We start from the raw sequence: 15781 nt of genomic DNA, 5'->3' as shown, positions 1-15781 counted from the left end.
CGGGCGTGCTGCTGTTGGTGACGTACTCGCAGGCCGCACGGAACTCCCTCCGGAACGTCTGCCGGACCCACGAGGAAAGCGTCGTCCGAGGGTTCGGACGGGCCGCGCTCTTCGAGGCGACCGAACACGGCGCGTTTCTCGCGTTGCGACTGCGCGAGAAACACCCCGAGGACGTCCAGATCGAACGGACGGAACCGTTCAACGAGTTCCGGGAGGTACGCGAGGCGGTCCGGGTGGCCGCCCGGGCTTACGAGTGCCGTGAGTGTCCGAGTACCCCGTACGCGAAGTTCGCTGTCGATAGCCCTCATCCGACCCCGGAGGAACTGCGGACACGGGAGCTATGAGTCTCTATCGACACGTCAAGGTGATCGTCCCGGGGATGTCTCTCTCCCGTCGGGCCGCCCTCGCCGCGACCGCCCGTTCGCTGGGCGTCACGACGAGCGTCGAGGAGTCGATCCGCGAGACCGAGGCCGAACTGCGGTCGCTTTCGGATCCGGAGCCGGTCCCTCCCCGGGCGGAACTCCGGCGGCAGGTCGCCGAAACCGCCGCCGACCTCGAGGCGAAACGCGAGCGCGTCGCGACGGTTCGGGGGCGGCTCCGGGAGACCGACGACGGTGCTATCGAAGCGGACTACCGGGACGCGATCCGGGCGCTCTCGGAGGCCGAAACCGAACACGCCGCCGCGAAAGAGGCGCTCGCGGACGCGCGGGATCGGGCTCGGGAAGCCCGGGACGTCCGCGAGCGCAGGCTCCGGCTCGAGGACCGGCTCGAAAACCTCGAACGGCGGGCTCGCGAGGAACTGATCGCGGCCGTCTCCCCCGCGGTCGAGACCGCGCTCTCGAGGGTTCCCAACCGCGATCCCCCGTCGTTCGACGCCGCCGACCCGGTTTCGACGGCGCTCGCTCTCATCCGGGTCGGCCGGATCGAGACGCCGATCACGCTTGCTTGTCGACGCTTTCCCGACAGGGATTCCGCCGAGCGGTGGCTCAAAGCTCCGGTCTACCGGCTCTGACCCGCCTTCTCCCGACCGCTTTTTCTCGTTCTCCGACCCGCGATTTATCAGGCATGGAGCGACCAATCGCCGTATGCCGAGGTTGTCCGTCCGGACCGATCGGATCGATTCGGTGACGTTCGTCGCGGCCGTTATAGAGTCCGACACTCCCCGTCTGGTTCGGCTGGAGACGCGCTTCGACGGAACCGTCTGGCCTCCGCGGTCGAACGGAGCGGTCGCCGACGGCTGGGACGCCGACGGCGTCACGCTCGAGATCGAAGCCGGCGCGACCGCGGTCGGGTTCGCGACACCCGCCGTCACGTCCGACCGACCCCTCGAGGTCGCCCACAGCGAGCCGCAAGGGACGCCCCCGGACGGGATCGAGCGGTGGATCGAGCGGATCGAAGCGCGCACCGAGGCCGCCGAAGCCCTCGCCGCCGCCGCCGACGTTCCGACGGCGACCGAAGCAATCGACGACATCGGCGGTCTCGGCGCGGTCGAGACGCTCGCGGGGGAACTCGCCCGGGATCGGCGGGTCGCGGCGGAGCTATCGATCGTGCCGGACGAGCTGTGTGAACGGCTCGAGGACGTCGAGATCCCCGCGACGACGCTCGCGACGCTCGCCGGCGCCGATCGGTCGTAGTCGGGCGGAACGGCAAACGGCCGGAGACCGGCGATCGAACTGGCGTCCCCCCGGTCAGTCCCGAAGGTCGCGATAGGTGTTCCGAACCGTGACCGCCGAGACGTCGGCGATATCGGCGGCCTCCTTTTGAGTCAGTTCGTAGTCGGCGCTCCGGGCCGCCGTGTACAGACACGCGGCCGCGACGCCGCTCGGGTTCCGTCCGGTCGTGATCCCGGATTCGTTGGCCTCCCGTGCGAAGTCCCTGGCCCGTCGTTCGAGCTCGTTCGGGATCCCGAGCTCCGATGCGAACCGCGCCAGATACTCGGTGGGATCGATCGGCCCGGTCGACAGTTCGAGTTCGCGGTTCAACGCCCCATAGGCGACCTTGAGTTCCCGTTCGTCGGCGCTCGCGACGGCGGCGACCTCTTCGATCGTTCGCGAGACGGACATCGTCCGACAGGTCGCGTACACCGCAGCCGCGGCGAACCCCTCGATGCAGCGTCCCCGAAGCAGGTCCGACTCCTGTGCGGATTCAAACAGTACGCAGGCTTGCTCTTTGAGCGCCCCCGGTAGCTCTAGTTGGCCCGTCAGTCGCCGGATCTCGGTGAAGCCATACACGAGGTTCCGCTCGCGCTTGGAGGCGATCTGTGTCCGGTTGTGCTGTCTCCGCATGCGGGCGACCCGTCGGCGCTTCCGCCCTTTGAGCCGGGTCGAACGGCCGATCTCCGTCGAGAGTCCCCGATCGTGGCGGGAGCGCGTCAGGGGCGCGCCACACCGTTCGGGGTTCGTCTCGTCGTCGTCGAAGGACCGCCACTCCGGGCCGCGGTCGAGTTGATCCTCCTCGACGACGAGCCCACACTCGTCACAGACCGTTTCGATACCGGTGCTCCGGAGGCGGCCCTCGCATTCGGGGCAGGTCCGCCGTGTCGTCGCACTCATCACGTGTGGAACTTCGGCGCGCCGGTACTTGAAGGACGGACGGCGAGGGGGTCATCTCCGGCGAGACGTCCGTGAAAACGTACCGATAACCGGTACGTTCTGTCGGGATCGGCGGCCGACGGGGTCCGGGCGACGGAAGGGTTTACAACGGATGCTGCTCCAACGACCGGTATGGGGCTTGCCGAGATCGCGGCGGGGCTCGAGGTGACCGCCGAACAGCGCGACCGCGGCGTCGCGGCCAGCGACGGAACGGACACGCCGATAGCGGAGCGGCTCGAACCGTTCGAGGAACGGCTTCCCTGTTCGTCCGCCGCGGCGGCGGCGCTCGTCGAGGCGTATCTCGAGGGCGCCTCGGTCGGTCGCGCGGCCGCCGTCGCCGAGGTCCCGGAGACGACGGCCGCCAAGACGCTGTATCTGCTCGGCGAGCCGATCGACCCGCTCACGCCGACGGCGAAACGCGTCCTCGAGGACTGGCTGGCCGGTGACCTCGCCCGAACGGAGGCCAAACGACTCGTCGGCGTCGGCGACGCCGAGTTCGCCCTCGGGGCGTACGTTGCGACGCACGAACCGATCGAGGGCGCCGAGGCGGCCCTCGCGGAGGCGACGTCGGTTCCGATGGGGGCGGATCCGCTCGCGGACGCGCGAAGCGGCCTCGGAGATCTTATTTGAACGGCAGCGCTTCGAGGAATCCCTTCCCGTCGCGTTCCTCCTCCTCGAGAGTCGTTCCCGTCGTCGCTTCGATCACCTCTGTGAACGCGCCGTGTGCCCCGTCGTCGAGTATCGGCGGCTCCGCGTCGAGCGCCGGGATACAGACGTCGGCGTCGGGGTGTTCCGCCTGCCGCGTGACGACGGCGGTAAACGTCCCGACGCCGACGTCCTCCAGCCGGTCGGCCGTCCGCGGGAGCGCCGATTCGACCCGTGAGGCGTCACAGACGACGGCGACCCTCCCGGCGCCCGTGGCCGCCGCGACGGCCTGGTTGGCCGCGATCGGCGGCGTGTCGATCAGGACGTACTCGAAGCGCCGTTCCGCTTCGGCGATCCGCGCCTCGAAGTTCTCGGCGGCGTCGGGTGATTTCGCCCTCGACAGCCGCGAAAACGGTGCCCGCGCCGGACAGACCGCCAGCCGACCGCCGCCCTCGATCGCCGGATCGAGCAGGCCGCTCTCCAGCGGTTCGTCCTCGATACACAGTTCGGTCATGTCCGGGGCGATCTCGCCATCGATCCGGTCGGCGAGCCCCTGGGTTCCGTAGGCGGCGTCCAGAACCGCCGTATCGTGCCCACCGTGGGCCAGCCGTTCCGCACACGCAAGCGTCGTCCGCGTCGTGCCCACACCGCCGGCCGCCCCGACGAGCGCGACAGTCTCGGCCATGCGGGTAGGTCGATCGTATCCGGACAAAAACGTGCTGTTTCGTGTGGTCCCCGCCCCCGGCTATCCGAGTTCGGCATCGATCGCCGCCGAGACCGCCTCGAGATCGGCATCCTCCCCGTCGGTCGCACCGCCCACGACCGCATGGATCGGGCCGCCGCCGTCGCCCTCGAACCGCGGCACGATGTGGACGTGGAGGTGGGGTACCTCCTGGCCGGCGGCGGGGCCGTCGTTGATCCCGACCGTCGTCGCGTCGGCGTCGACCGCGTCCTCGATCGCCGGCGTTAGCTCTCGGACGGCCTCGAACACCGCGGCCGACAGCTCCGGTGGGGTATCACGCAGTCGCTCGTAGGGCTCCTTGGGGACGACGAGCGTGTGACCCGGCGCGAGCGGGTTCGCGTCCAGAAAGGCGATCACGCTGTCGGTTTCGTGGACGATCTCGGCCGGGATCTCGCCGTCGATAATCCGTTCGAAGACTGTCGGATCGGACATACGCGGGTGGTCGGCCGGCGGCCCTATCAACGTTACTCGGGGGTCGCCCCGAGTTCCGCCAGCGTCTCGGCGATCGCCCGTTCGTACGGGTCGGAGTCGTATCCGAACCGGTCGACCCAGATATCCCGGTACGAGGAGAGGAAATCGTCGTTTACGACGGGAGTGAATCCTGATATAGAATTGTGACGGATATTCAACGCTGGTGTTATACGTGTGGCGACCCATATGTATATATGAGACAAAATGTCGGCTCAGTAGACGAAACGCTCAGAACGGCAGTTGGTGCAGTTACGGGAACAATATCGATTGCAATACTTACCGGGACTCTTTCGCTTCCGACAGTGCTCTCTCCCGTGCTGGGAATCGTTGCGATTATGATGCTCGCTACGGCGACGGTGGGAACCTGCCCCATCTACTCGATGTTCGGCATCGACTCCTGCTCGCGCAACTCCAGTCCGTCGTAACGGTCGATACCGTCCGCTCGAAGCGGTGAGTTGGTACGCCTTCATCTACTCTACAGTCGCAGCAGAGACTTACCTGTAAAACATACAGAAAGTCAGCAGTTCCCGGACAAGTCTGTCGTCCATGCGCAATACTATCCGTGGACGGTAAAGAACGGGTGGGGTCGTACGAGGCTCGGGTGCCGAGGTGGACACAGGTCTCCTCTGCAGTTGCTCCACCGTGCAGCGACCAGGGCGGCGGGCAAACCTCTATGATGGAGCCGCGAAACCCGTCTGATATGGGATTCGGCAAAGATTTCATCAACGGGATTGTCTCTCTCGTCATCAGTGTTGCCGTGACGGTCGCCATGGCGGATGATGACGACGAACCTTACGACATGATGGATATGGTGCTCGCAGTTGGAATGTCAGCATTCCTGTCGGGGTTTTTCACCAGTTACTTCGCCGGGGAGTCGTGAGACCGTCGGCCCAACTACCCCACCCAAATAACTCGAACTGAGAGTTCGCTGCAGACGTAGTTAACGTGGTCGCTGTCCTACTGGGTCTTCAGCCGTGAGCTGCTAGATTCCCGCAACAAACCGTCTGTCGGTGTATCTAGCAGTTCAGCGTTGAAGCAGCCCTACCCGCCTGGCCGTTTGAACGTATAGCTCACCGTGTCAGCTTCGACTGTGAGGGTTCCGGCGTCATGATCCACGACAACCGAAACGGTGTCGTCGTGCGCAAACTCATGGAGTGGCATCCCCGTTTGGAACGTCCCATCGCGTGACAACTCGACGTATGCAGAACCGAAGTCGATACGAATCAAATCGTCAGCAGCCGTCACATCACCTGCGTGCCCGAACCGGCGCAGTTCCTCACATAGCGAGTCCCACTCGCTGAGGTGTACTCGCGGTGCCATCCGTTGGTCGGTCACAAGGTCGGGTCAGTGAAAGTGTTGGTGGGGCTCCGTTCTATGCTAATTAGTATACGAAAGCGGGGAGTGTGAGCGATCAATCCGGGGTCTACTAGAGAACGAGCGATGTGCTGTGGAACGTGATCATCGGCCAGTTGCTCCGGTGTGAATCCGGTGGGCTGTATGGCATAACACCCACCGGGTTTCTCAAACCAGTAGTTCCAGCGGTATCTAATCAGCAGACGCTGTTGGCACGATTTGCTAAACAAGAACGGATGGGTATCAGCCAAATCTCGGTAAGTAGTTCTCTTGAAATTCAAAGGTGTTTAAAATTCTCTCTATTGAAAATACAAGACAGGATCATAGTATTTTGGCGAGCTTCTTGAGATTCTTGAGGGCGGACAGGACGATCTCATGGAACTGGCGGTACCAGAACCGCGAACGCAGGGCGGAGTCCTACGTTCGCTTGACCGTCGAGTAGGACGTTTCAGCCGCCGTGGGTGTAGCCTTTTGCCCGGATGAGTGTGTTATTTGCAGTTGCCTTCGCTGTTGAACCGCGTTCGTGAAGTACAGCGACTCGGGCGCGTATCCGAGCGATTCGAAGGGTTCCCGGATCCGCCGGCCGCTGTGTCGGGCGGTGTAGGCCATCCCCGTGTAGTTGCCGCCCCGCCACCGGTCGGCGTCGGGGTCCCCGGCTCCCGGCACCTCCCCCACCACGAGGGGTTCGGCGTCGAGGGCTCCGACACCTCAGGCGATCCGCTCTCGGCTCTCCGCGAGCGCCGGGCACCGCTCGCACGTCTCGGCCAGCACGTTCCGGTCGGCCGGATCGGGGAACGTCACGGTCCGATGCGTAGAGTCGACGCGGAACTTCATAGGGGTTGTCGTCGGCTGAGGGATCGAAAGCGGGCCGTCGGCTTGGCCGACGTGGCCCGATCAGATATATTACCGTGATAATACATTATATACTCTTACTCTATCCTCCGTCAGAACGCTTATAACTGACCGACGCTTCGGGACACATGCTAATGAGTAACGTACCCTCCGATACGGACGAATCGCCCCGCTCCCTGACCGAACCACCGGAGACGCCGCTCGACTCGGAGCGGTACGCCCACCTCTCGCTCGATAACGGCGAGGTCGTCATCTACGACCGGGAGGACCCGGAGATGTGGGTACAGTCGGATCTCGTCGTCGAACTCGGCGCGTAGCGCGGCCGACGACTTTTTATACACCATCCCCCGTAGCGGTGTGCGTGAAAGAACTCCTCGCCCCGGTAGTGGAACTCGTCTTCTACGCCGTCGCGGCCGTCGGCTTCACCGTCGCCGGCTTTGTGGCCGAACTGACGAGCCTCGAGTATCTCAACGCCGGTAACACACCCTTCGCGGTCTGGCTTTTCGTTATGGGCGTAGTCGCGCTATACGCCGGGGTCATCGCGTTCGGCGTCGGCGAGGTCCTCCCCCGGCTTCGCGAACGATCGGAGAACGTCTGAGGCCGGCCCCTTCTGAAGCCGACTGCCGGTACGGAACCCGGAACGCTTAGTTGTCGGGCGACCCCACTCGGAAGCATGGGACTGTTCGGGTCGTTTCTGAAACCCAAGCTCTTCCGTTCGAGCGCGGTCATCGGGATCGCCGCCGACGCGCTCCAGCTCGCGTTGGAGGCCTCCGAGGACGCCCACCCGAACGAGTACATGGGACAGCTCCGGGGCCAGGACGCGCGTACCCTCGGTCTCGACCGGGACGGGACCGTCGTCACCGACGTGTTGCTCGCCCCGGGGACGAAGACGACCCCGACCAGCGCAGAGTTCAAGCCGACGTACATGCCGAACGATCTCAAGAGCGTCGGCTCGGTCCACTCACACCCCAACGGCGTGTTGACCCCGAGTCAGGCCGACCTGGCGACGTTCACCAGGGGGCCGGTCCACATCATCGTCGGGGCCCCCTACGGCCGAAACGACTGGCGGGCCTTCGATCGGGACGGCGAGCCGATCGACCTCGAGGTGCTGGACGTCGAGATACCGGACGAGCAGTTCTTCGATTTCACCCAGGCCGACATCGACCGGGAGCTCCGATGAGACGAATCGTCGCACAGGGCACCTTCGATCTGCTCCATCTGGGACACCTGCAGTATCTCTCGGACGCGAAGTCGATGGGCGATCGGCTCTACGTCATCGTCGCCCGAAGCGAGAACGTCACACACAAAGCCGAACCCGTCGTCCCCGACCGCCAGCGACGGGCGATGGTCGCGGCGCTGGATCCGGTCGACGAGGCCCGGCTCGGGGACACCGACGACTTCTTCGTCCCGATCCGGGACATCGACCCCGACGTGATCGTCCTCGGGCACGACCAGCACCACGACGAGGACCGCCTGGCCGAGCGGCTAACCGCCGAGCGGATCGACTGTGAGATCGTCCGTGCCCCGCCCCGGGAGCCCGAATACGACGAGGAGATCCTCTCGACCGGCCGGATCATCGACCGGATCTGCGATCGCCGCTGCTAGGGGCTCCCCTCGAGGACCGACTCGTACACCGACGCGAGTGTCCCGATCGATCGGTCGGCTCCGAGCCGTCGTCGTCGCGCCGGAAGCCGGGTCGGGAGCCGGTCGGCCGCCGCGAGCGTCCGTTCGATCGCCGCCCGGAACGCCTCGATATCGCCGGGCGGGTAGTGGGTTCCCGTCTCGCCTTCGGTCACTGTCTCTGTGAGCGCGCCGTCGGCGGCGGCGACGACCGGCGTCCCGCAGGCGATCGCCTCCAGGGCGACCAGCCCCTGTGTCTCGACGGGGCTCGGAAAGAGAAACGCCTCCAGCGCCGTATAGAACGCCGGCAGCGCTCTGCGGTCGAGAAAGCCGAGAAAGCGAACGTCCGCCCGCCCGGCCGCGCGGCGTTCGAGATCCGCCCGGGCGGGCCCATCACCGACGATGACGACCCCGACGTCGAGGTCGGCCGTCGCCGCGAGGAGGTCTCCGAGCCGCTTTTCGTGGCCGTGGCGGCCGGTGTAGCCGACGAGCGGCCCCTCCGGCAGGTCGTGTCTCTCGCGGAACGTCTCGACCGCCGCCGGGTCGGCGGGACCGAACAGATCGAGATCGACGCCGTTCGAGACGACGTGAACGGGCGTTTCGCCCGCATCGACGGCGTCGGCGGCCGTCTCCGAGGGGACGACGACGGCGTCGGCGCCCCCGAAGTACCACCGTTCGTATCGGTCCGCGACCCGTCCGATCGGACCCGCGAACGTGTCGCTGATGTACCCGGCGTATTCGCCCGCCGGCGTGTGGTAGGAGGCCACGAGCGGCGCCTCGACCCTCGAGGCGAATCGCCTGCCGGCGAGTCCGAGCGTAAACGGCGTGTGGGCGTGAACCACGTCCGGCCGGAGGTCGCCGATTCCCTCCGGGACGGCCGGCGGCGCGAAACGGAACGTCCGGTAGAACGGGAACGGGACGCTCGGGACGGGGTACTCGCCGGTGTCGGGACGATAGTCGTCGCTTTCGGGATAGACGACCGACATCCGCCCGCCGCGTTGCCGCCAGTACCGCCGCCACGTCCGGACGGTGTAGCTCACCCCGTTGACCGTCGGGAGATACGTGTCGGTAAACGCCGCGACGGTCCGCATGGCCGTCGCTTCGGCGAGCGGGGATTAATCGGTTGTGACTCCCCCCGCCAGCCGGCGAGCCTCGGCGTAGGCGTCACATAGCTCCGCTCGGACCCGATCGAGGCCGTGTCCCCGCGCCGTCTCCTTTGCGTTCTCGCCGAGCCGCGTCCGGAGGTCGGGATCGGAAGCGAGCCGTTCGACGGCGGCCTCGAACTCCGGGAGGGTCTCACACTTCAGACAATCGACACCGTCGGTGTAGAACTCCTCGAAGACGGGGATGTCCCGGAGAACGACCGCCGCCCCACAGGCCATCGCCTCCAGCACCGCGAGCCCCTGGTTTTCGACCCTCGTCGGAGCGAGGAAGATATCGCCCGCGCCGTAGGCGCCCCGGACGTCCTCGATCCAGCCGGTGAACGTGACGTTCGCCGGCGGCGAACGGACCAGCCGCCGGACGGTCGGATCGGCGTGTGGACCGGTGTCGTAGGGGCCGAACCAGACGAAATCGTGGTCGATCCGGGTCGCGAGCCGACAGAACGTCGGGACGCCCTTCCGCTCGAAGACGTTCCCGACGGCGAAGACGACCGGTCCCTCGAGGTCGAACCGCCGGCGGTACCGTTCGCGTAGCTCTCCGTGGCCGGCCAGCGCGTCGGTATCGACGCCGTTCGTGACCGGTCGGATCGGTGTCTCGACCGGATAGGAAGCGAGGACGGCTTCCGTGTAGGCGCTCGGACACAACACGAGGTCGGCCCGCGAGTAGAGCCAGCGGAGGTACCGTTCGAGTGCGGGTCCGACGGCGTTCGAGCCACGGAAACTGCCGGCGAAGTCCTCCCGGGTGACGTGGGCGTGCAACACGAGCGGGATCCCGCCCTGTCGTGCGTGTTCCGCGACCGCGACCGTCCCCGGTCCGACGAGGTTGCAGTGTGCCAACCCGTACTCCGCGAACGCCCGACCGCCGCCGATACGCTCGATCCCCGCCCGAACCGTCGACCCGCCCGCCCACGGCGACGTCACGACCACGTGGTCGCTGTCTTCGAGTGCCCTCCGCTGGTTGTCGACGGCGGTCGCGATCCCGCTCCGTCGGAGCCGGTCGCCGAACTCGAGGTAGTTCAGGACGCGCACGCGTGTAACTCGCTCGGGATCGCTCATAAACCATCCGCGCCGACGAACGCCACGGGCGGACTCGGCTCTCCCTGGTCCGACCGCGAAAGAAAGCGAAGCGTCCTTTGGCGGGGAACGCGAACGGGCGGGTATGTCTACAGCACGCGGGGGGATCGCCAGAGAGCACCCCCGGGCGATCGCGGCCTTCCTGACTGTCGTCGGCTACGTCGTGGTCCTCGGGACGCTGTACACCGACACGGGTATCTACCCGGAGATCTCCGAATCGACCGTCGATCTGCTGTCCCACGCCATCGCCGTCGTCAACGCCGCGACGATCGTCTCGCTTCTGGCCGGCGTCTACTTCATCCGGACCGACCGGATCGAAAAGCACCGCGCGGCGATGATCACCGCGTTCGTTTTGATCCTGCTTTTCCTCGTGTTGTATCTCCTCAAGACGGGGGGTGGCGGCCGAAAGGAGATCGTCGCCGGTGCGCCGCTCCGGAGCGTGTATCTCGGCACGCTCGGGATCCACATCGTCCTCTCGGTGCTTTCGGTCCCGTTCGTCATCTATGCGATCACGCTCGGGCTGACGCGGACCCCGACCGAACTGAAGGCGACCGCCCACGCCCGGGTCGGCCGGATCGCGGTGACGGCGTGGCTCGTCAGCCTCGCTTTGGGAATCTTCGCCTACCTCATGCTCACGTTCTATTATGGCCCCGAACAGATCGAGTTCGTCCGGGGGATGGCCTGATCCCTGACCCCTGGCCTCTGACCCCGGTCCGTCCCGGCTGCCGTCTCCCTGAAAAAGCGGTGTCGGAGCTTCCCGTCGAAGGACACGTTTTAAACCCTCTGTGTCGATTGGGGGCATATGGACGTCATCCACACGGCGATCCGGGTATCGGACCTCGAGGAAGCACGCGAGTTTTTCGTCGACGGGCTCGGTCTCGAGGAGAACTGGTCTTTCACGCTCGACGGCGTCGAGAACGTTTACGTCGGCGGCGAACACGGCGAGATTCAGCTCCGGTACGACCCCGAGGGAGACGACCCGGAGTCGAACCGGGAGACGATCGATCACCTCGCAGTTTCCGTCGACGACGCCGACGCCGAAACCGAGCGGATGGTCGAGGAGACCGGCTGTGAGGTAATCAAGGGTCCACTGACCGTCGAGGCTGCCGGGGCCCGCGTCGCCTTCATCGAGGGTCCCGACGGGTACGTCGTCGAGTTGGTCGAGGACCGCCCCTGACGGCGCGAACGCGTCGCTCGGCAGTCCCGCGACCGTCCCGTCCATAGCTTTATTTGTGCGTCCGCCACAGACGGTGGCATGGCGACCCCACCGTCGCACGTAGCGATCATCGGCGCAGGCACCATGGGATCCGGACTGGCGATCCAGTTCGCCCGACACGGGACGTCGGCGACAGTGATCGACCACCGGGAGTCGAACCTCGAGGACGCCCGCGGGACGATCGGGGAGGCGCTTTCGTTCCTCGAAGCGGAGGAGATGCTGGCGACCGAACCGGGGGCGATCCGAGAATCGATCGATTACACGCTCGATACCGCCGCCGGCGTCGGGGGGACGGACCTCGTCATCGAGACCGTCTCGGAGGATCGGAAGATCAAACGGGCGGTCTTCGAGACCGTCGTCGCGGCCGCCCCCGACGATGCGGTGTTGGCCTCCAACACGTCGGGCATTCCGATCACGGAACTCGGCGAGTTCGTCCCCGAACCGGAGCGGGTCGTCGGCTGTCACTGGTGGAACCCGCCGTATCTGCTCCCGCTCGTCGAGGTCGTCAGCGGCGAGGAGACGTCGGAGGAGATCGTCGATCGCACGATCGAGTACGTCGAGGGCGTCGACCGGGACCCGATCGTCGTCGAGCGCGACGTCCCCGGCTTCGTGTGGAACCGGATCCAGAACGCGGTCCTCCGGGAGTGTACGCACATCGTCGAGGAAGGTATCGCCTCCATAGAGGACGTCGAACGCGCCGTCCGGGACGGTTACGCGCTCCGGACGGCCGCGATCGGCCCCTTCGAGACGGCCGACCTCTCGGGGGTAGATCTGTTCCGGGACGTCGCGAACAACATCTTCCCGCATCTCTCGACCGCCGAGGAAGCCGGCCCGGCCTTCGAGGACCGGATCGAGGCGGGCGAGACCGGCGTCGCTGCCGGGAAGGGCTTTCACGAGTACGAGGAGTCACTCGCCGAGGCGATCGAGCGGCGTGACGAACGCGTCGCGGCCATCCGACGGGCGCGCGAGGCGACACACGACCGCGAGGATCGGAACTGACGGGAGACGGAAGACCGAAGACGGGTGGCCGGGTGCCGGGTGCCGGACCCACGCGGTCGGACCAAACTCAGTCGGTTCTCGGGAGTGCGTACGCGCCCGCGACGAAGAAGACGGTCGCGAGAGCGACAAGCAAAGCGAGGTTGAGATACGGATCCGTCCCGACGAGGCCCACCCTTCCGGCGCTCGCCGCGTTCGTCGGCCCGTACGTCGCCGCCCGGAGTCCCCGCGCGAAGTACGTCAGCGGCGAGACGTTCACGAGCGGGAGGAACCACGCCGGAAGCAGGTCCGGCGTGACGAACGTCTCAGAGAGGAACAAAAGCGGGATGGCGACGCCGTTGGAGGCGGCGATGACGCCGTCCTGAGAGTCCGCGAGCCGGCCCAAGAGCGCCCCGAACCCACAGAACAGCGCGACGCCGAACGCGACGTACGGCACGATCAGCGGCGAGGCGACGAACGCGGCGTCGGTCGCGACGACGACCAACGCGAGGATCAGAAGCGACGCCAGACCGATGACGGCGACGTTGACGAGCGTCTGGGCGAAGAGCCATTCGGCGCGCGACAGCGGCGTCGTGGCGAGCTTCTCGAAGCGGTTGCCCTCGCGGTGGCGGGCGACCTCGCTTCCGACCCGCGACAGCGGCGTAAAGAGTACGACGACGGCGATGTAGCCGGCGATGTAGTAGCCCGGCGGCTCCGCGAACAGCCCGCCGCCGGCCGGGTCGGTCTGGACCAGTACGCCGAAGATAGACACGATGATGACCGGGAAAAAGAAGGTAAAAAACACTGCCGTCCGGCGGCGAACGAACGCGTACCAGGCGGCTCTCGCTTCGGCGCTGATCCGGCCGACGCGGCTCACGTCGCTCCCTCCGCCGTCGGCACGTCGGATCCGGTCAGCGTGACGTAGACGTCCTCCAGTGAGGGCTGCCGCCAGACGAGGCCCTCGTAGTCGACGCCGTCGGCCTCCAGTGCCTCGACGATCGGCGGGATCTCCTTCGGTCCCGCCGGTACAGCGACGCCCCGCTCGCCGGGGAGCCGTTCGTAGCCCGCCGCCGCGATCGCCGTTTCCGCCCGGCCCTCGTCGTCGACCTCGATCACGAGCCGGCTCTCGCCGCCGTGGCGGGCGATCAGCTCCTCGGGTGACCCGAGCGCGACGAGCTTTCCGTCCGCGAGCAGCCCGACCCGGTCGGCGAGCGTCTCGGCTTCGTCCATGTAGTGGGTCGTAAGCAGGACCGTCGTGCCGTCGTCGGACAGGCCCTCGATGAGCCGCCACAGTTCCCTTCGGCCGGTCGGGTCGATCCCGGTCGTCGGCTCATCGAGGATCAGAAGGTCGGGTTCGTTGACGAGTGCCGTCCCGACGCAGGCTCGCCGTTTCTGCCCGCCCGAGAGGTCCTCGTAGAACGTCCCCGCGCTGTCGGTCAGCCCGACGTCCTCGATCACCGCGTCGGGATCTCTGGTCTCGTCATAGAGCCCGGCGTAGTAGGTAACGAGTTCCCGTGCCGTGAGCCGATCGGCGGGAGTGAACTCCTGGGGTAACAGGCCGAGCCGCCGGCGGGCGACTGCCCTCGGCGGGCGACCGAAGACCGAGACGTCGCCTTCGGCGTCCGTCGTCCCGGTCAGTGCCCGGATCAGCGTCGTCTTGCCGGCCCCGTTCGGGCCGATGATCGCGAAGATTTCGCCTTCCGGAACCGAAAACGAGACGTCCGAGAGCGCGACTGTCTCCCCGTACCGCCGGCTGACGTTCTCGGCGTTGACGACCATACGGGGAGAGCGGCCGGCCGGACCTAAAGGCTGCCGTTCCGGTCGGGAAAGACGTATGCCGCTGGGCGCCGATCTCCGGGTATGAACGCGAGGACGGCGTTTCTCATCGCGTTGGGGCTTGCGATCGTGCTACCGTACGTCACTGTCGCGCTTCTGGAGGGGGGTGGCACGTTCGGAATCGCCGCAGTCACGGGGATCTTCCTCGGGGTGATCGCCCTCGTCGTCATCAGCGATATCCGGGAGAGTGACGAGATGCAGTTGGAGGACACCTGACACGGTTTCGGAGGTGCTCGGGAGTGTACCGGGCGGCGGGTGCGGCGGTCGATCCGTATCCGTTTCAGTTCTTCGAAGAGCGATTCTACAGGCTGAGCAGGCCGAGTGCCTCGGGGCTTAATGGGTTAGAAAAGGTTTGAAATCTTATTTGATCATAAGATTTGACGGTCTAAGAGAGCCGTGCACTGGGTGCACGGCGATCTAAGCCTGTTTCTGTGAGGTAACATGATTTCTGTTATATCGCTCAGCTCAAAAATTAGGTGTCGAAGATAAGCAGTATAAGCGCTCTGAGTGGCGTTTTGTCCATCATTATATAAACCGCGTTCTGTGTTGAAACCTCGCTTGAAATATCGTCGTAGAAGGCCCCTAAGCCGCGAATTCTGAGCTAACTTTCAGATCGCGTCGCGGTCATTAGACCCCGAGGCGGTTCACGTGATCGAGTAGCTCGCTGCGGCCATGAGCAGCATGACGAGGCCGAGACTCAGCGCCATCAGCCATGTCAGCGACCGGTTCTCTGAGCGGAGGTGCTGATAGTAACCGATGATGAGGGTCGTCTTCAGGACCGCCGCGGTCATCGTCGCGGCGAACGCCTGCCAGTACCCGAACGGCAGGGTGTGGAAGAACAGATACTTCGATGCCGCGAGCGCGATCAACGCCACGTAGATCCCGGTGTACAGTTTGAGGGAGTCGGATGCCATCCTCTGTCTACGATAGCCAAAGGTGCAGACTCATATAATTATTCCCGTTCGCGGTAGCGCTTCCAGATGTAGTGGGCGGCGACGACGCCGCCGACCCAAAACCCCACGCCGAGTACCGTCCAGAGAATCCCATAAAACAGCCGCGTCCCGACTAACGGATCCGGCGCCATACCGACTGTTCGCCGCGGACGCGTATAACTGCTGGCTCTCCGTACGGCGAGCTGTCCGGTTCGTGACGGGCAGTGGGAACAGGGGATCGCGGGTGAGAGCGATCAGAACAGATAGAAGAGTGGGAAAAGGAAGACCCAGACGATATCGACGAAGTGCCAGTA

Annotated in this window: 25 protein-coding genes and 2 pseudogenes; 14 read left to right on the top strand and 13 right to left on the bottom strand. The window is 65.7% G+C overall.

What is annotated here, in order from left to right:
- Nucleotides 1–5 precede the first annotated feature (5 nt).
- From KM295_RS12730 to KM295_RS12720, 3 genes are all read left to right on the top strand, one after another.
- Nucleotides 6–344 carry a DUF7855 family protein gene (locus KM295_RS12730; protein ID WP_256030335.1) on the top strand — a complete coding sequence of 113 codons (339 nt, stop codon included), beginning with the start codon at nt 6–8 and terminating at the stop codon, nt 342–344.
- A complete protein-coding gene (locus KM295_RS12725) occupies nt 341–1012 on the top strand; it encodes a DUF7856 family protein (protein ID WP_256030334.1) in 672 nt (223 codons plus the stop codon). Before KM295_RS12730 ends, KM295_RS12725 begins: the two co-directional genes overlap by 4 nt.
- Nucleotides 1013–1085: 73 nt before the next feature.
- Nucleotides 1086–1634 (top strand): DUF7857 domain-containing protein, encoded by a 549-nt coding sequence (locus KM295_RS12720; RefSeq protein WP_256030333.1) that lies wholly within the window; start codon nt 1086–1088, stop codon nt 1632–1634.
- A 54-nt stretch (nt 1635–1688) separates the two neighbouring features.
- Here KM295_RS12720 and KM295_RS12715 read toward each other — a convergent pair whose 3' ends face one another.
- The gene (locus tag KM295_RS12715) at nt 1689–2552 is read right to left on the bottom strand and encodes a transcription initiation factor IIB (protein WP_256030332.1); all 864 of its coding nucleotides are present in this window, start codon (nt 2550–2552) and stop codon (nt 1689–1691) included.
- Between the two features lie 171 nt (nt 2553–2723).
- Between KM295_RS12715 and KM295_RS12710 the strand changes: the two genes are divergently transcribed.
- Nucleotides 2724–3221, top strand: a complete 498-nt coding sequence (locus KM295_RS12710) for a DUF7858 family protein (protein WP_256030331.1) — start codon at nt 2724–2726, stop codon at nt 3219–3221.
- On the opposite strand, the gene KM295_RS12705 is transcribed toward KM295_RS12710, so the two are convergent.
- From KM295_RS12705 to KM295_RS12695, 3 genes are read right to left on the bottom strand one after another with little or no spacing between them, the layout of a single operon-like run.
- Entirely contained in the window at nt 3214–3921 is a 708-nt protein-coding gene (locus tag KM295_RS12705) for a P-loop NTPase family protein (RefSeq protein ID WP_256030330.1), read from the bottom strand. The two genes, KM295_RS12710 and KM295_RS12705, sit on opposite strands and share 8 nt — an antisense overlap.
- Before the next feature lie 60 nt (nt 3922–3981).
- Nucleotides 3982–4410 carry an HIT family protein gene (locus KM295_RS12700; RefSeq protein ID WP_256030329.1) on the bottom strand — a complete coding sequence of 143 codons (429 nt, stop codon included), beginning with the start codon at nt 4408–4410 and terminating at the stop codon, nt 3982–3984.
- Nucleotides 4411–4442: 32 nt separating this feature from the next.
- A complete protein-coding gene (locus KM295_RS12695; protein ID WP_256030328.1) occupies nt 4443–4607 on the bottom strand; it encodes a hypothetical protein in 165 nt (54 codons plus the stop codon).
- Between the two features lie 36 nt (nt 4608–4643).
- Between KM295_RS12695 and KM295_RS12690 the strand changes: the two genes are divergently transcribed.
- Nucleotides 4644–4874 (top strand): YgaP family membrane protein, encoded by a 231-nt coding sequence (locus KM295_RS12690; RefSeq protein ID WP_254840678.1) that lies wholly within the window; start codon nt 4644–4646, stop codon nt 4872–4874.
- A gap of 275 nt (nt 4875–5149) precedes the next feature.
- The gene (locus tag KM295_RS12685) at nt 5150–5329 is read left to right on the top strand and encodes a hypothetical protein (protein WP_256030327.1); all 180 of its coding nucleotides are present in this window, start codon (nt 5150–5152) and stop codon (nt 5327–5329) included.
- Nucleotides 5330–6123: 794 nt separating this feature from the next.
- Here the strand turns inward: KM295_RS12685 and KM295_RS17135 are convergent.
- From KM295_RS17135 to KM295_RS16925, 3 genes and pseudogenes are all read right to left on the bottom strand, one after another.
- Nucleotides 6124–6334: pseudogene (locus KM295_RS17135) on the bottom strand (IS5/IS1182 family transposase); the annotation flags it as partial.
- A pseudogene (locus tag KM295_RS17130) lies at nt 6310–6468 on the bottom strand (uracil-DNA glycosylase); the annotation flags it as partial. The pseudogenes KM295_RS17130 and KM295_RS17135, both read right to left, overlap by 25 nt.
- 42 nt (nt 6469–6510) lie before the next feature.
- The gene (locus KM295_RS16925) at nt 6511–6636 is read right to left on the bottom strand and encodes a hypothetical protein (RefSeq protein WP_336272830.1); all 126 of its coding nucleotides are present in this window, start codon (nt 6634–6636) and stop codon (nt 6511–6513) included.
- A gap of 152 nt (nt 6637–6788) precedes the next feature.
- On the opposite strand from KM295_RS16925, the gene KM295_RS12675 reads away from it, so the two are divergent.
- The 4 genes from KM295_RS12675 (at nt 6789) to KM295_RS12660 (ending at nt 8259) form a co-directional block, all read left to right on the top strand.
- Complete coding sequence (locus KM295_RS12675) at nt 6789–6971, top strand: DUF7331 family protein (protein WP_256030326.1); 183 nt, start codon at nt 6789–6791, stop codon at nt 6969–6971.
- A 44-nt stretch (nt 6972–7015) separates the two neighbouring features.
- Nucleotides 7016–7252 (top strand): DUF8151 family protein, encoded by a 237-nt coding sequence (locus tag KM295_RS12670; protein WP_256030325.1) that lies wholly within the window; start codon nt 7016–7018, stop codon nt 7250–7252.
- 75 nt (nt 7253–7327) lie between these two features.
- Nucleotides 7328–7834 carry a Mov34/MPN/PAD-1 family protein gene (locus KM295_RS12665; RefSeq protein ID WP_256030324.1) on the top strand — a complete coding sequence of 169 codons (507 nt, stop codon included), beginning with the start codon at nt 7328–7330 and terminating at the stop codon, nt 7832–7834.
- Entirely contained in the window at nt 7831–8259 is a 429-nt protein-coding gene (locus tag KM295_RS12660) for an FAD synthase family protein (RefSeq protein ID WP_256030323.1), read from the top strand. Before KM295_RS12665 ends, KM295_RS12660 begins: the two co-directional genes overlap by 4 nt.
- Here the strand turns inward: KM295_RS12660 and KM295_RS12655 are convergent.
- Nucleotides 8256–9365 (bottom strand): glycosyltransferase, encoded by a 1110-nt coding sequence (locus KM295_RS12655; RefSeq protein WP_256030322.1) that lies wholly within the window; start codon nt 9363–9365, stop codon nt 8256–8258. The two genes, KM295_RS12660 and KM295_RS12655, sit on opposite strands and share 4 nt — an antisense overlap.
- Nucleotides 9366–9389: 24 nt before the next feature.
- A complete protein-coding gene (locus KM295_RS12650) occupies nt 9390–10463 on the bottom strand; it encodes a glycosyltransferase (protein ID WP_256030321.1) in 1074 nt (357 codons plus the stop codon).
- A gap of 130 nt (nt 10464–10593) precedes the next feature.
- Between KM295_RS12650 and KM295_RS12645 the strand changes: the two genes are divergently transcribed.
- The 3 genes from KM295_RS12645 (at nt 10594) to KM295_RS12635 (ending at nt 12723) form a co-directional block, all read left to right on the top strand.
- Nucleotides 10594–11193 carry a DUF420 domain-containing protein gene (locus KM295_RS12645; RefSeq protein WP_256030320.1) on the top strand — a complete coding sequence of 200 codons (600 nt, stop codon included), beginning with the start codon at nt 10594–10596 and terminating at the stop codon, nt 11191–11193.
- Between the two features lie 117 nt (nt 11194–11310).
- Complete coding sequence (locus KM295_RS12640; protein ID WP_256030319.1) at nt 11311–11685, top strand: VOC family protein; 375 nt, start codon at nt 11311–11313, stop codon at nt 11683–11685.
- Between the two features lie 78 nt (nt 11686–11763).
- On the top strand, nt 11764–12723 hold the full coding sequence (locus tag KM295_RS12635) for a 3-hydroxyacyl-CoA dehydrogenase family protein (RefSeq protein WP_256030318.1): 960 nt from the start codon (nt 11764–11766) through the stop codon (nt 12721–12723).
- A 67-nt stretch (nt 12724–12790) separates the two neighbouring features.
- On the opposite strand, the gene KM295_RS12630 is transcribed toward KM295_RS12635, so the two are convergent.
- Complete coding sequence (locus KM295_RS12630) at nt 12791–13576, bottom strand: ABC transporter permease (protein WP_256030317.1); 786 nt, start codon at nt 13574–13576, stop codon at nt 12791–12793.
- The gene (locus KM295_RS12625; RefSeq protein WP_256030316.1) at nt 13573–14478 is read right to left on the bottom strand and encodes an ABC transporter ATP-binding protein; all 906 of its coding nucleotides are present in this window, start codon (nt 14476–14478) and stop codon (nt 13573–13575) included. Before KM295_RS12625 ends, KM295_RS12630 begins: the two co-directional genes overlap by 4 nt.
- 81 nt (nt 14479–14559) lie before the next feature.
- Here KM295_RS12625 and KM295_RS12620 point away from each other — a divergent pair, with 81 nt between their 5' ends.
- On the top strand, nt 14560–14751 hold the full coding sequence (locus KM295_RS12620; protein ID WP_256030315.1) for a hypothetical protein: 192 nt from the start codon (nt 14560–14562) through the stop codon (nt 14749–14751).
- A 428-nt stretch (nt 14752–15179) separates the two neighbouring features.
- Here the strand turns inward: KM295_RS12620 and KM295_RS12615 are convergent, their stop codons facing one another.
- Together KM295_RS12615 and KM295_RS12610 are read right to left on the bottom strand one after the other, a co-directional pair.
- Nucleotides 15180–15449 carry a cytochrome C oxidase subunit IV family protein gene (locus tag KM295_RS12615; RefSeq protein ID WP_256030314.1) on the bottom strand — a complete coding sequence of 90 codons (270 nt, stop codon included), beginning with the start codon at nt 15447–15449 and terminating at the stop codon, nt 15180–15182.
- A 38-nt stretch (nt 15450–15487) separates the two neighbouring features.
- Entirely contained in the window at nt 15488–15619 is a 132-nt protein-coding gene (locus KM295_RS12610) for a hypothetical protein (protein ID WP_256030313.1), read from the bottom strand.
- Between the last annotated feature and the right edge of the window lie 162 nt (nt 15620–15781).

It is taken from the genome of Natronomonas aquatica (assembly GCF_024449025.1).
Classification (GTDB): domain Archaea; phylum Halobacteriota; class Halobacteria; order Halobacteriales; family Haloarculaceae; genus Natronomonas; species Natronomonas aquatica.
Note: the sequence above shows the minus strand (reverse complement) of the source record. Positions and strands in the feature narration are given on the sequence as shown.

What these genes read in the sequence shown, in the direction of transcription:
- KM295_RS12660 (WP_256030323.1), top strand. Translation starts at nt 7,831, where the DNA reads ATGAGACGAATCGTCGCACAGGGCACCTTCGATCTGCTCCATCTGGGA.
- KM295_RS12715 (WP_256030332.1), bottom strand. Translation starts at nt 2,552, where the DNA reads ATGAGTGCGACGACACGGCGGACCTGCCCCGAATGCGAGGGCCGCCTC.
- KM295_RS12625 (WP_256030316.1), bottom strand. Translation starts at nt 14,478, where the DNA reads ATGGTCGTCAACGCCGAGAACGTCAGCCGGCGGTACGGGGAGACAGTC.
- KM295_RS12615 (WP_256030314.1), bottom strand. Translation starts at nt 15,449, where the DNA reads ATGGCATCCGACTCCCTCAAACTGTACACCGGGATCTACGTGGCGTTG.
- KM295_RS12655 (WP_256030322.1), bottom strand. Translation starts at nt 9,365, where the DNA reads ATGCGGACCGTCGCGGCGTTTACCGACACGTATCTCCCGACGGTCAAC.
- KM295_RS12620 (WP_256030315.1), top strand. Translation starts at nt 14,560, where the DNA reads ATGAACGCGAGGACGGCGTTTCTCATCGCGTTGGGGCTTGCGATCGTG.
- KM295_RS12665 (WP_256030324.1), top strand. Translation starts at nt 7,328, where the DNA reads ATGGGACTGTTCGGGTCGTTTCTGAAACCCAAGCTCTTCCGTTCGAGC.
- KM295_RS12725 (WP_256030334.1), top strand. Translation starts at nt 341, where the DNA reads ATGAGTCTCTATCGACACGTCAAGGTGATCGTCCCGGGGATGTCTCTC.
- KM295_RS12645 (WP_256030320.1), top strand. Translation starts at nt 10,594, where the DNA reads ATGTCTACAGCACGCGGGGGGATCGCCAGAGAGCACCCCCGGGCGATC.
- KM295_RS12720 (WP_256030333.1), top strand. Translation starts at nt 1,086, where the DNA reads ATGCCGAGGTTGTCCGTCCGGACCGATCGGATCGATTCGGTGACGTTC.
- KM295_RS12610 (WP_256030313.1), bottom strand. Translation starts at nt 15,619, where the DNA reads ATGGCGCCGGATCCGTTAGTCGGGACGCGGCTGTTTTATGGGATTCTC.
- KM295_RS12705 (WP_256030330.1), bottom strand. Translation starts at nt 3,921, where the DNA reads ATGGCCGAGACTGTCGCGCTCGTCGGGGCGGCCGGCGGTGTGGGCACG.
- KM295_RS12700 (WP_256030329.1), bottom strand. Translation starts at nt 4,410, where the DNA reads ATGTCCGATCCGACAGTCTTCGAACGGATTATCGACGGCGAGATCCCG.
- KM295_RS16925 (WP_336272830.1), bottom strand. Translation starts at nt 6,636, where the DNA reads ATGAAGTTCCGCGTCGACTCTACGCATCGGACCGTGACGTTCCCCGAT.
- KM295_RS12685 (WP_256030327.1), top strand. Translation starts at nt 5,150, where the DNA reads ATGGGATTCGGCAAAGATTTCATCAACGGGATTGTCTCTCTCGTCATC.
- KM295_RS12690 (WP_254840678.1), top strand. Translation starts at nt 4,644, where the DNA reads ATGAGACAAAATGTCGGCTCAGTAGACGAAACGCTCAGAACGGCAGTT.
- KM295_RS12640 (WP_256030319.1), top strand. Translation starts at nt 11,311, where the DNA reads ATGGACGTCATCCACACGGCGATCCGGGTATCGGACCTCGAGGAAGCA.
- KM295_RS12710 (WP_256030331.1), top strand. Translation starts at nt 2,724, where the DNA reads ATGGGGCTTGCCGAGATCGCGGCGGGGCTCGAGGTGACCGCCGAACAG.
- KM295_RS12635 (WP_256030318.1), top strand. Translation starts at nt 11,764, where the DNA reads ATGGCGACCCCACCGTCGCACGTAGCGATCATCGGCGCAGGCACCATG.
- KM295_RS12675 (WP_256030326.1), top strand. Translation starts at nt 6,789, where the DNA reads ATGAGTAACGTACCCTCCGATACGGACGAATCGCCCCGCTCCCTGACC.